General features: G+C 60.6%; 12 protein-coding genes. 3 read left to right on the top strand and 9 right to left on the bottom strand.

Features of this window, described 5'->3' with window-relative positions:
- Positions 1–59 precede the first annotated feature (59 nt).
- The 4 genes from AB4O41_RS15410 to AB4O41_RS15395 form a co-directional block, all read right to left on the bottom strand.
- Positions 60–542, bottom strand: a complete 483-nt coding sequence (locus AB4O41_RS15410) for a glycine zipper domain-containing protein (protein WP_460143776.1) — start codon at positions 540–542, stop codon at positions 60–62.
- 336 nt (positions 543–878) lie between these two features.
- Positions 879–3,227 carry an FdhF/YdeP family oxidoreductase gene (locus tag AB4O41_RS15405; RefSeq protein ID WP_460143775.1) on the bottom strand — a complete coding sequence of 783 codons (2,349 nt, stop codon included), beginning with the start codon at positions 3,225–3,227 and terminating at the stop codon, positions 879–881.
- Complete coding sequence (gene fdhD / locus AB4O41_RS15400) at positions 3,224–4,063, bottom strand: formate dehydrogenase accessory sulfurtransferase FdhD (protein WP_460143774.1); 840 nt, start codon at positions 4,061–4,063, stop codon at positions 3,224–3,226. The genes AB4O41_RS15405 and fdhD overlap by 4 nt, the downstream gene beginning before the upstream one ends.
- A gap of 94 nt (positions 4,064–4,157) precedes the next feature.
- Positions 4,158–5,045 carry a LysR family transcriptional regulator gene (locus AB4O41_RS15395; RefSeq protein WP_460143773.1) on the bottom strand — a complete coding sequence of 296 codons (888 nt, stop codon included), beginning with the start codon at positions 5,043–5,045 and terminating at the stop codon, positions 4,158–4,160.
- A gap of 135 nt (positions 5,046–5,180) precedes the next feature.
- On the opposite strand from AB4O41_RS15395, the gene lysM reads away from it, so the two are divergent.
- Positions 5,181–5,630: a peptidoglycan-binding protein LysM gene (gene lysM / locus AB4O41_RS15390; RefSeq protein ID WP_460148349.1), complete on the top strand. Its 450-nt coding sequence runs from the start codon at positions 5,181–5,183 to the stop codon at positions 5,628–5,630.
- A gap of 126 nt (positions 5,631–5,756) precedes the next feature.
- Here the strand turns inward: lysM and yrfG are convergent, their stop codons facing one another.
- Entirely contained in the window at positions 5,757–6,419 is a 663-nt protein-coding gene (gene yrfG / locus AB4O41_RS15385) for a GMP/IMP nucleotidase (protein ID WP_460143772.1), read from the bottom strand.
- Positions 6,420–6,509: 90 nt separating this feature from the next.
- On the opposite strand from yrfG, the gene nudE reads away from it, so the two are divergent.
- Both nudE and cysQ read left to right on the top strand, forming a co-directional pair.
- Entirely contained in the window at positions 6,510–7,076 is a 567-nt protein-coding gene (nudE, locus tag AB4O41_RS15380; protein ID WP_223486444.1) for an ADP compounds hydrolase NudE, read from the top strand.
- Positions 7,073–7,906: a 3'(2'),5'-bisphosphate nucleotidase CysQ gene (gene cysQ / locus AB4O41_RS15375; protein ID WP_460143771.1), complete on the top strand. Its 834-nt coding sequence runs from the start codon at positions 7,073–7,075 to the stop codon at positions 7,904–7,906. Before nudE ends, cysQ begins: the two co-directional genes overlap by 4 nt.
- A gap of 104 nt (positions 7,907–8,010) precedes the next feature.
- Here the strand turns inward: cysQ and AB4O41_RS15370 are convergent, their stop codons facing one another.
- The 4 genes from AB4O41_RS15370 to rfbC form a co-directional block, all read right to left on the bottom strand.
- Positions 8,011–8,466, bottom strand: a complete 456-nt coding sequence (locus tag AB4O41_RS15370) for a thioesterase domain-containing protein (protein WP_460143770.1) — start codon at positions 8,464–8,466, stop codon at positions 8,011–8,013.
- Positions 8,467–8,506: 40 nt separating this feature from the next.
- Positions 8,507–9,901: a sigma-54-dependent transcriptional regulator gene (locus AB4O41_RS15365; protein WP_460143769.1), complete on the bottom strand. Its 1,395-nt coding sequence runs from the start codon at positions 9,899–9,901 to the stop codon at positions 8,507–8,509.
- The gene (locus AB4O41_RS15360; protein WP_460143768.1) at positions 9,898–11,706 is read right to left on the bottom strand and encodes a sensor histidine kinase; all 1,809 of its coding nucleotides are present in this window, start codon (positions 11,704–11,706) and stop codon (positions 9,898–9,900) included. Before AB4O41_RS15360 ends, AB4O41_RS15365 begins: the two co-directional genes overlap by 4 nt.
- Positions 11,707–11,812: 106 nt before the next feature.
- Positions 11,813–12,358 (bottom strand): dTDP-4-dehydrorhamnose 3,5-epimerase, encoded by a 546-nt coding sequence (gene rfbC / locus AB4O41_RS15355; protein ID WP_367373768.1) that lies wholly within the window; start codon positions 12,356–12,358, stop codon positions 11,813–11,815.
- Between the last annotated feature and the right edge of the window lie 14 nt (positions 12,359–12,372).

Here is a 12,372-nt window from a genome sequence, read left to right as displayed (position 1 = left end):
AATCGCAGCCCGAGGGCTGCGATTTTTTTGATCTACCGGTAAACGAGACGATTCAAGCCTCAGTCGCGATAGCGATGGTGATGCTTGCGGTGGCCATAGGCATGGCCACGACCTGGATGGTCGTCACGGTAGTAGCGGCGATCGTCACGATCACGATAGGAACGACGATCATCGTCGCGATCACTCTCTTTGCCCATGTAATTACCCAGCGCGCCACCGGCGCCGCCGCCTGCTGCGGAGCCGATCAGGCTGCCGGTGGTGCCGCCCATGCTGCGGCCGACCACGTTACCGCCTGCTGCGCCCAGCGCACCGCCAATGGCGGCTTCGCCACGGCTGTGTTTGTCTGCGCCAACTGCGCTACCACCCGCGCCGCCCAAGGCTGCGCCAATGGTTGAACCTGTACTGCCGCCTAACGATTGACCGACGACCGAGCCCAGAACCCCGCCCAATGCGCCGCCCACACCTGCTTCGGTAGTGCCGCCTGCAGAAGCGAAGCCACTGACCAGGCCAAGGGACAACAAGAGAATCGAGGAGAACTTCATAGAGGAACCTCAAGGGGATGACGGCGCGATCCTGAGGCTGTGTCATGGTTGTGACAACCGAAATCCGACGAGTAACACGACTTGAGCACAATTCTATAAGTTACTGTTTTTTGGGCGGAACTTAAGTGTTTTTCACCGGTCTTTAGCTACTTCAAAAAGGCCGTTTTTATACAAAAACGGCCTTTTTTGTGGGCGATTGGAAAGTGTTTTCTCAGTGATCGTTCCCACGCTCCGCGTGGGAACGCCTCTAAATGGACGCTCTGCGTCCGCTCTTGGGACGCGGAGCGTCCCGGGCTGCATTCCCACGCAGAGCGTGGGAACAATCTTGACGCCACGTTAAGCCGATTTGGCCATGATTAACCCGGTCTCACTCGCCGCTTCCAACCGGATCGCCACAAACTTCGACGTTGGCGTATGGCTGCCATCCCCGGTGCTTTCCAGCGGCACCAGCGGGTTCACCTCCGGATAGTAAGCGGCCGCTTGCCCGGCAGGAATATCAAACGCCAGCAGCGTAAAGCCCTTCACCCGCCGCTCACGGCCATCATCCCAGATCGAAACGATGTCGGCCCTCTGCCCTGGCTTGAACCCCAGGCGAATGATGTCGGCCTCATTGACGAACAACACATCCCGTTGACCTTTCACCCCGCGATAACGGTCATCAAGACCATAAATCGTGGTGTTGTACTGATCGTGGGAGCGCATCGACTGCATGATCAGATCCGGCAGCATGCCGGTGGCGCGGGTGCGTTCGTGCACCAGGTCTTTGGGCAGCATGTTCGCACGGAAGTTGGCCCGACCCGATGGGGTATTCCAGCGACGTGCACCGGCGCTGTTACCCAAGTGGAAACCGCCCGGGTTCTGGATTCTCTCGTTGAAGTCCCGGAAGCCCGGGATGGTCTCGGCGATCAGATCGCGGATGCGGCTGTAATCGGCCACCAGCCAGTTCCAGTCCACCGGTTTGTTCCCCAGGGTCGCCGCGGCGATTGCGGCGATGATTGCAGGCTCCGAGCGCATCTGGTTCGACAGCGGCTGTAGCTGACCGTTGGAGGCGTGGACCATGCTGAACGAGTCTTCCACGGTCACCGCTTGGGCGCCTTCAGTCTGGATATCGATGTCGGTACGGCCCAGGCACGGCAGGATCAGCGCGTCTTTACCGTGCGCCAGATGGCTGCGATTGAGCTTGGTGCTGATCTGCACGGTCAGGTCGCAGTTACTCAAGGCCTGGAAGGTCCGCGGGCTGTCCGGGGTGGCTTGGGCGAAGTTGCCACCCAGCCCGATGAAGACTTTTGAGCGGCCGTCGGCCATGGCGTGAATCGCCTCGACCACGTTGTGGCCGTTTTCACGCGGCATCTTGAACTGGAAGCGGCGCTCCAGAGCATCGAGGAATGCCACCGGCGGACGTTCGTTGATGCCCATCGTCCGATCGCCCTGCACATTGCTGTGACCACGCACCGGGCACAAACCGGCGCCCGGCCGACCGATGTTGCCGCGCAACAGCATCAGGTTGGCGATTTCCTGGATGGTCGGCACCGAATGACGATGCTGGGTAATGCCCATGGCCCAGCACATGATCACGTTCTTGCCTTTGACGTACATGCGCGCCGCTTGCTCGATCTCCACCAGAGTCAGGCCGGACTGTTCGACGATCTGCTCCCATGGGGTGTCGTCGATGACGCCCATGTATTCCAGCACGTTGACGGCATGTTCATTGAGGAAGTCGTGATCGAACACCGCCGGGGCGCCAGTCTTCTGCGCATCGCGTTCCCATTGCAGCAGGAATTTCGCCATGCCGCGCAGCACCGCCATGTCGCCGCCCAGTGCCGGACGGAAGTACGCGGTATTGGTCGGCTTGAAGCCGTTGGTGAGCATTTCCAGCGGATGTTGCGGGTGCTGGAAGCGTTCCAGACCACGTTCTTTCAGCGGATTGACGCACACCACCTGAGCGCCGCGTTTCACTGCTTCGCGCAGGGGTTCGAGCATCCGCGGGTGGTTGGTGCCAGGGTTTTGGCCCCAGACGAAAATCGCATCGGCGTGTTCGAAATCATCGAAGGTCACGGTGCCTTTGCCAACCCCGATGCTTTGCGCCATGGCCACACCGCTGGCCTCGTGGCACATGTTCGAGCAGTCGGGGAAATTGTTGGTGCCGTAGGCGCGTACGAACAGCTGATAGAGGTACGCCGCTTCGTTGCTGGCGCGGCCCGAGGTGTAGAACTCGGCCTGATCCGGGCTCGACAGGCCTTGCAAATGTTTACCGATCAGCGCGAAGGCGTCTTCCCAGCTGATGGGTTGGTAGCGATCGGTTTCGGCGTCGTAGCTCATCGGCTCGGTCAGTCGGCCTTGATACTCGAGCCAGTAGTCGCTCTGTTCCAGCAGCGAGCTGACGCTGTGTTTGGCAAAGAATGCAGCGTCAACACGGCGTTTGGTCGCTTCCCAGTTCACCGCTTTGGCGCCGTTCTCGCAGAACATCACCATGCCCTTTTCCGGAGAATCGCCCCAAGCGCAACCGGGGCAATCGAAGCCGCCGTTCTGGTTGGTCTTGAGCATTATGCGGAGGTTTTTCAGCGCGTTATCGCTGGTCAACCAGGCTTGGGCGACGCTGATCAGAGCGCCCCAGCCACCGGCTGGGCCTTTGTAGGGCTTGTAGCGGGGGACGGGTTTCTGGTCGGCTTGACGATGTTGACTCACGCTTGATTCTCTCTAGCAGGGCTGTAAACCCGTGGCGCATTTTTCTGCGGCAGGTGGATGAGGTTGAGGTTGTGTCGACGGGCCCATTGCACGGCAAGGCTCGTGGGCGACGACAGGCTGACCAGAGTCTGGATGCCGGCGCGTAAAACTTTCTGGATCAATTCGAGGCTGCAACGGCTGGTGACAATCGCCAGGCCGCCGGTGGTCGGGATCTTCTGGCGGATCAACCCGCCGATCAGCTTGTCGAGGGCGTTGTGCCGACCAATGTCTTCACGGCCCAGCAACAATTCGCCGTTGCCGTTCATGAACACCGCCGCATGCACCGCGCCGCAATGCTGGCCCAGCGGCTGGAATTCGCCGATGCGCTGGCGCAGGCCGTCCAGCCATTCGGCCGGGGGCAGTGGGGCGCCGGGCAGTACTTTGAGGTCGGGCAGTGCTTGCTCCACGGCTTCCACGCCGCAGAGCCCACAACCGCTGGTGCCAGCCAATTGCCGACGCTGCTGTTTAAGGTTCCAGAAGGCGCGGTTGGCGATGGTCACTTGCGCGTATTGCGCCGACCCCGTGCCGCTGAGTTGCAGGTCGTAGATGTCTGAAGCGTCTTCGATGATGCCGCTGCCGAGGGTGAAGCCGACGATGAAATCTTCAAGATCCGTTGGCGTCACCAACATGACCGCCTGGCTGATACCGTTGTAGGCGATCGCCAGCGCGACTTCCTCGGCCAGCGCGGTGCTGGCCGATTCGGTGTATTCAAGGTTGCAGTAGCTGTAGGTCTGGCTTGCGGCGGTCGCGGGCATTTCAACAGCTGGCGCCGCGCGGGCAGGGCGCTTGGCGTTCATTAGGCATCACCAACGGTTTGGTCAGCTTTAAGACTAGGCGTGTCAACTTGTCGCGTCTAATCGCTATTACTGATCTACCGATAGATGACGTCGATCAAGAGCCTGTTGATGATTTCTGATAGATCGCGAAACAGGCTTCGGCGAGCGCCGAACGTGGAGCGCTGCGACGCATGATCAGCCCCAGCCGGGCGAGGGTCTGGGCGCTTTCGATGGGTTGGAGGCGCAAGTGATCGGTGAGGTTTTCCAGACCACCTTCCAATGGCATCACGGCGCAACACAGACCGCCGTGTACTGCTTGTAACAATTGGTGGACTGAATCGGTTTGCAGCAACGGTTGGGGAGCCAAGCCACGACTATGGAAGTTATGGTCTATGGACTGGCGAAAATGCATGCCGCTGGTGAGCATGCCCAGCGGCAGTTCAATCAACGATTTCCAGCTTAAGGGCGCGTCGCCGAAATTGAAGAAACGCTGATCGTAAAGCAAGCCCATGCGTGTTTCGCTAAAAGCCAGGGAGTCGAAACGCTCGCCATCCAGGCGTTCCAGGTAGGAAACGCCGAGGTCGAGGCGATTGTTCGCCAGTTGTTCGAGGATCTGTTCGGAACTCAGTGCCGAGAGTTCGAAGCGCAGGTTCGGGTGTTCGGCGTGCAAGCGTTGCATCAGCGGTACCGGGTCGAAACTCGACAGCGGCACCACGCCCAGACGCAACGTACCCACGAGGTTGCCGCGACAGGCTGCCGCTTCGGCCTGCAAACCGTCGTAGGCCGCCAACACCGTACGCGCCCACGCCAGCACGCGCTCGCCCGGTGCGGTGAAACCTTCGAAACGTTGGCCACGGTTAACCAATGGCAGGTCGAGCTCTTCTTCGAGGCTGCGCAGGCGCATGGACAGGGTCGGCTGGGTGATGTGACAACGCGCGGCGGCTTGGCCGAAGTGCCGGGTTTCGTCGAGAGCGATGAGGAATTTGAGCTGCTTGATGTCCATCTTCGCTCCAGGGCGCGGGCAAGGTTTGCGATTCTACCGCCTGCGCGGGGTTGGGTCATTGGTCGGCTGGGAGCCGGGCTTCGCAAGGCTGGTCTAGTCTTTGGCGTCTGGCCCCTAACCTATGGAGAGAACACGATGAGCCTTTTCAGCTTTTTGAAAGATGCCGGTGAAAAAATCCTTGATGCATTGACACCAGACAAGGCCGAAGCCAATAGCGAAGCGTTGACCAAGCATGTGAAAGACGCACTGTCAGGAATCGATACGTCCAAAATCCAGGTGAAGGTCGAAGGCGAGAAAGTTATCGCCACAGGCGAAGCCGCCACCCAGGAAGAAAAAGAAAAAATTCTTTTGGCCTTGGGCAATGTGGCCGGTATCAGCGCGGTGGATGATCAGATCACCGTGACCGGGCCAGTGGCAACGGCGGCAAAATTTGTCACCGTCGAGAAAGGCGACACTCTCAGCGCCATTTCCAAGCGTGTATATGGCGATGCCAACAAGTATCAAAAGATCTTCGAAGCCAACAAGCCAATGCTCAAGGATCCGAACAAGATCTATCCGGGGCAGTCGTTGCGGATTCCTGAGTAAGACTTGAGACCGTGTGATGGCCATCGCGGGCAAGCCACGCTCCCACAGGTTTTGTGTCGTTCGCGTAGTGTGCAAACGACGCCAAACCTGTGGGAGCGTGGCTTGCCCGCGATGCAAACGACTCGTCTAAAGCCCTGTGATGAGCTCCCGATAATCCCCCACCGCCGCAAACTCGGCCGTGTCCTTCGGCCCTTTGCGGCTGTCCGGCTCGCTCACGGCCAGCAGATGCGCCACGCCAAAATTGCGCGCACTGCGCAGAATCGGCAACGTATCGTCGATAAACAGACTGCGTGTCGGGTCGAAGCCGATGTCGGCCTGCAAGGCATCCCAGAACTGCGGGTTTTCCTTGGGGAAACCGTAATCGTGAGAGCTGATCAAACGCTCGAAATACGGCGCCAGTTCAATTCGTTCCAGCTTCAATGACAGCGAATCGCGGTGGGCGTTGGTGATCAGTACCACGCGTTTTCCGGCCTGTTTGATCGCGGCCAGAAAAGTGTCCGCATCTGGACGCAGGGCGATCAGGTGCGCGGTTTCCAGTTTCAGCTCGCGCACCGATAGCTTCAGCTCGGCGCTCCAGAAGTCCAGGCAGTACCACTGCAACTGACCGGCATTGCGTTCGAACAGCGGCTGCAACTCCAGCTCCGCCATGGCCCGGCTTACCCCATGCAGCTCGGCATAACGCTGGGGCAGGTGCTCCATCCAGAAATGGTTGTCGTAGTGCAGGTCCAGCAGCGTGCCGTCCATATCCAGCAAAACGGTATCGATGTCGCGCCAGGGCAGCAGGGACATAAAAAACTTCTCCAGCGGTAAAAAAGATATCCGAGGTAAACAATCAGGATAGGCCGGGTATAGTAACCCGCTTACGCCAAGGAGCCATTTATGCGCCAGAAACCCACCGTACTCGCTCGCGAGATCGTCGCCACCAGCCGTTTGTTTTGTGTCGAAGAGCTGAAGCTGCGCTTTTCCAATGGCGTGGAGCGCACTTACGAGCGCTTGGTCGGCAAGGGCGCTGGATATGGCGCGGTGATGATCGTGGCGATGCTCGACGCGGACCACGCGGTGCTGGTGGAGGAATACTGCGGCGGCACCGATGCCTATGAACTGTCCCTGCCCAAAGGCTTGATCGAGCCGGGCGAAGACGTACTGGCGGCGGCTGAACGGGAGCTCAAGGAAGAGGCCGGGTATGGCGCGCGGCAGCTGGAACATCTGACCGAGCTGTCGCTGTCACCCGGCTACATGAGCCAGAAGATCCAGGTGGTGCTGGCCACCGATCTGTACGAAGAACGCCTGGAGGGCGACGAGCCCGAGCCGATGGGTGTGGACAAGATTAACTTGCGGGAATTGTCGGCCTTGGCGCAGAACCCGCGATTCACCGAGGGCCGTGCCTTGGCGGCGCTGTATCTGGCCCGTGATCTGCTGACTCAGCGTGGGGTGTTCCTGCCATGACGTTGAATTTCCCCCATCCGTTGATGGCGCCAGTCGTTGAACTGGCTTTGAAGGCGGGCGAAGCGATCCTGCCGTTCTGGCGCGTCAACGTTGCCGTGACTGCAAAGTCCGATGATTCCCCGGTCACCGCCGCCGACATGGCCGCTCATCATCTGATTCTGGCCGGGCTGACGGCGCTGGATCCGAGCATTCCGGTGCTGTCCGAAGAGGACGCCAATATCCCCCAGAGCGTGCGCGCCGGCTGGCAGCGCTGGTGGCTGGTCGATCCGTTGGACGGGACCAAGGAGTTTATTTCCGGCAGCGAAGAGTTCACCGTCAACATTGCGCTGATCGAGCAGGGGCGTGTGGTGTTTGGCGTAGTGTCGATGCCGACCAACGGGCGCTTTTATGTCGGCGGTGCCGGATTGGGTGCCTGGCGTGGCGATAAAGGCGCCGAGCCGTTGCCGATTCAGGTTCGCGACGTTCCGGCGGCGGGCGAGGCTTTTACGGTGGTCGCCAGTCGTCGGCATTCCAGCCCTGAGCAAGAGCGGTTACTCGCGGGGTTGAGCGACAGCCTGGGTGAACTGCAACTGGCGAATATTGGCAGCTCGCTGAAGTTTTGCCTGCTGGCGGAAGGGGCGGCGGATTGTTATCCGCGGTTGGCGCCGACTTCGCAGTGGGATACTGCAGCGGCACAAGGTGTGCTGGAAGGCGCGGGCGGTGAGGTGCTGGATTTGAATGGTGAGCCGTTCTGTTACCCGGCGCGGGAGTCGTTGTTGAATGAATTCTTTTTGGCGCTGCCGGCTAAAGCGGCGTGGCGGGAGAAACTGTTGGCTTTGGCTCGCAACTAAGATCGTTCCCATGCTCCGCGTGGGAATGCCTCTAGGGACGCTCCGCGTCCAGTGACGCAGAGCGTCACGGGCTGCATTCCCACGCAGAGCGTGGGAACGATCAGTCATCGGTGAAGGACGTACTGCCCGGTAAACTTCACCGCATCCTCTTCACTCCCGGTATTCACGATCCGCGAATGCAGCGTCAACCGCGCCCGTCCATACCGCTCATACATGGCCAGAAACTTCTTCCACACGGCGGCACTCGGTGCCCGACAAATCGCCGTCGCGTCCATCGTGACCGGTAGCGGATAGCTGATCTGTCCTTCCTGAATCACGATGTGCCCGTCTTCAATGCCTTCTTCGTGCAAACGCAAATGCAACCAGCCCCAGCCGGCCAGCACCGCGCCGCAATACAGGCTGCCACCGAACATGGTGCTCTTGTGATTGACGTTGGCCTCCAGCGGCAGGTGCAGGCGCAGTTGTTGGTCGTGCCAGTCGAGCACTTTGAGGCCCATGTCCCGCGTGAGGGGAATGTCGGAATGGAGGATCGATTCCAGGTGACGACTGTCGCGGTTCATTCACGGGCCTTTTGTTTGAATAGGATGATTTTACGGTAGCTCAATCGAGGTCGTCAGTGGGGTTGCTGGCGCCGCTGTCGCCGAAGTTCAGGCCATGCTTGCGCAGTTTGTCATGCAAGGTTTTGCGCGGAATGCCGAGCGCTTCGGCGAGGCTGCGTACGGAACTGTGCGAGCGTGCCAGTTCGGCGGCAATCAGGCTCTTCTCGAAGTTCTCCACTTGCTCGCTCAAACCGCCGCTGACCACTTCAACCGTGGTGCCGACGCCGCCATCAGGCGCACTGTTGTCCAGCGCCAGTTCAAGACCCAGGGCAAAACGTTCGGCGGCGTTCTGCAGTTCTCGCACGTTGCCTGGCCAAGTATGGCGCAGCAGCAGGGCCCGGTGCCCCGGCTGCAATTCGTGGGGCGGCAAACCGTGGCGGGCGCTGGCTTCGTCGGCGAAATGCTGGAACAGCATCAGCGCATCTTCGCCCCGCTCACGCAGCGGCGGAATGCGCAGCGGCGCGACGTTCAGGCGGTAATACAAGTCGGCACGGAAGCGGCCCTGATCGGCGGATTGACGGAGGTCTTCCTTGGTCGCGGCAATGATGCGGATGTCCAGCGGGATCAGCTGGTTGCCACCCAAGCGCTCGACGACCCGTTCTTGCAGCAAGCGCAGCAATTTCACCTGCACATCCAGGCTCATGCTTTCGATCTCATCTAGGAACAACGTGCCGCCGTTGGCGAATTCGAACTTGCCGATGCGGCGCTTCTGCGCGCCGGTAAACGCACCGGGCTCGTGACCGAACAGTTCGCTTTCCACCACCGACTCGGCCAGAGCCCCGGCGTTGATTGCCACGAACGGGCCGTTACGCCGGCTCGACAAGTCATGCAGCGCGCGAGCCACCACTTCCTTGCCTGCACCGGTTTCGCCGAGGATCAGCACGTCGGCTTTGGTCGCCGCCAAGGCACCGATCTGTTCGCGCAGGCGCAGCATCGGCGCCGATTGCCCGACCAGTCGAGCACTCAGTTCGTTGCGATCGCTCAGGGCCAGGCGCAGGCTGCGGTTGTCCAGCACCAGCCGGCGCAAGTCCAGGGCACGACGCACGCTGTCGAGCAGGGCATCGCTGGCGAAAGGTTTTTCCAGAAAGTCATAGGCCCCGGCACGCATGGCTTGTACGGCTAGCGGCACATCGCCGTGGCCAGTGATCAGCAGCACCGGCAACTCCGGGTCCTGGGCGTGGAGTTCGGTCAGCAGTTCGAGACCGTCCATGCCCGGCATGCGGATGTCGCTGACCACCACCCCCGGCCAGTCGCGTTCCAGTTGCCCGGCCAGGCCTTTGGCTTCAGCCAGCGGCAGGATTTTCAGGCCGGCCAGGTCCAGGGTCTGGCTCAGGGCCTGGCGCAGGTGGGGATCGTCGTCGATCAACACGACCTGGATGCGGTTGTCGATGGTCATGCACTTCGGTCCTCGGACGGTTGCAGGCTCACGCCCGGTGCGCCTGCGCGCAGTTTCAGGGTAATCAGGGCGCCGCCTTCCTTGTGGTTGGAGAACGACAGTTCACCCCCGAAGGCGCGCATCAGGCTGTCGCAGATTGCCAGCCCCAGCCCGAGCCCCTGAGTGCGGGTCTTGGTGGTGTAAAAGGGCTCGCCGGCACGACCCAGCGCTTCCAGGCAGAACCCGGGGCCGTTGTCGCGAATGTACAGATTGACGCCGGCAGCGGTGGACTCGGCACTCAACCAGAGTTTACGCGGCGGGCCTTTTTCCGTCAGGGCATCGAGGGCGTTGGCCAGCAAATTGCCAAGTACCTGGCGCAGACGGGTTTCACCAGCCTCGACCCACAGAGTGGCGGCCGGCAGGTCACGGATCAGTTCGACTTCCATGCTGCGTCGACGCTTGGCCAGTAATGCCAAGGCATCGTCCAGTGCCGGTTGCAGGGCCACGCTTTCCGGGGCGTGGCGATCACGCCGGGCGAAGGCACGCAGGTGAGCGATGATCGAGGCCATGCGCCCGGTCAATTCGCTGATCAGCTTGAGGTTGCCGCGAGCATCCTCGGTGCGCTGATGATCGAGCAGCACTTCGGCGTTTTCCGCGTAGCTGCGGATCGCCGCCAGCGGTTGATTGAGTTCATGGCTGATGCTTGCCGACATGGTCCCCAACGCCGAGAGCTTGCCGGCCTGCACCAGGTCATCCTGCGCGCGCACCAGTTCCTGCTGAGCGTGTTCGCGTTCCAGCACTTCCTGCTTCAGTCGACGGTTGAGGCCTTCGAGGTCGCTGGTTCGCTCAGCGACCCGGCCTTCCAGTTCCTGGCGGGCCTTGCCTTCGAAGGCAATCCGGTCCAGGTAATGGCGTCGACGTTGCATCATCAGGCCGAGCAGCAACATCAATACCAGCAACGTTGCGCCACCAATCGCCACGACCGTACGCACTGGACGGTCGATCAAGGTACGCGGCGCAAGGATATTGACGCTCCAGCCAGTTTCTTCGATCTGCCGGGTTTGGGTCAGCCAGGCATTGGGGTCGAGGTTCAACGGCTGGGGATCGCGGGTCGGGTAGGGTTGAATCGCGGTGATGGCCTCGCGTTCTGCGTCGCTCAATGGACGGGTTGAACGGAAACGCCATTCGGGCCGCGATGTGAGGATAACCACGCCATTGTGGTCGGTGACCAACAGTTGTTCCGGGGTTTTGCCCCAAAGGCTCTCGGTGTGGTCGAGATCGACCTTGATTACCAGCACGCCGATGATTTTTTCGCGATCACGTATCGCTGCGGCGAAGAAGTAACCGCGTTTGGCCGAGGTGGTGCCCAGGCCGAAGAAGCGCCCCAGACGCCCGGCCATGGCTTCACTGAAATAAGGACGGAAGGCGAAATTGCGGCCGACGAAGCTGTCGTGTTTGTCCCAATTGGAAGCCGCCAGCGTCTTGCCGGTGGTGTCCATCAGGTACATGACTTCGGCGCCAGTCTGGGCACTGATGTTTTTTAGCAGGCGATTGGCATTGCCCTGAATCACGCCCTCGTCGGGCGCGGCCAACGTCGTGCGCAGGGCGGGCAGCTCGCCGAGAATCTGCGGCAACACTTCATACCGATGCAGGGTGCCCAGCAGGTTGGCGACATAGAGGTCGAGGGTCTGACGGTTCTGCCCTGCCAGTTCGCTGCGGTAGTAACGCTCGGCCAAATGCTCCAGCGGCCACAGCAAGGGCGCCAGACATAACGCGAGCAGCGCCAGGCTACGCCAGCGGGGTCTGCGTGGGAGGGTCGGTGTCATGAGCATCAGGCGCCTGTGGGTACAGACGCATTATGCCTAGGCTTGCGGGCGCAGTCTGCGCACCTGGGATCAAGTGCGCGCTGGCGGTGAAGATTCACACAGGAATTCAGGAAAAGACTTCGGCGTCCTTGAGGAACGCGGCGGACTGATCCTTGGCCGACAGTTTTGGTGCTTCGTCCAGCTGCCAGTCAATGCCCAGGTCCGGATCGTCCCAGCGAATGCTGCGCTCGGCCGACGGGGTGTAGTAGTCGGTGGTTTTATAGAGGAACTCGGCGAAATCACTCAGCACCACGAAACCATGGGCAAAACCTTCCGGCACCCAGAGTTGGCGATGGTTTTCGGCGGACAGGCGCACGGCCACCCATTTGCCGAAATGCGGCGAGCTGCGGCGAATATCCACCGCCACGTCCAGCACTTCACCGACGGTGACGCGGACCAGTTTGCCCTGGGTGTTTTCCAGTTGGTAATGCAGACCGCGCAGAACGCCTTTTTGCGAGCGGGAATGGTTGTCCTGAACGAACTGGGTGTTCAGACCAGTCGCTTCTTCGAAAGCCTTGGCGTTGAAGCTCTCATAGAAGAAACCGCGCTCGTCACCAAATACCTTGGGTTCGATGATCAGAACACCGGGCAGGTCGGTGGTGACTACGTTCATAGTGTTTCTCCAGC

The sequence above is a fragment of the Pseudomonas sp. S2_A02 genome, from assembly GCF_054668495.1.
Note: the sequence above shows the minus strand (reverse complement) of the source record. Positions and strands in the feature narration are given on the sequence as shown.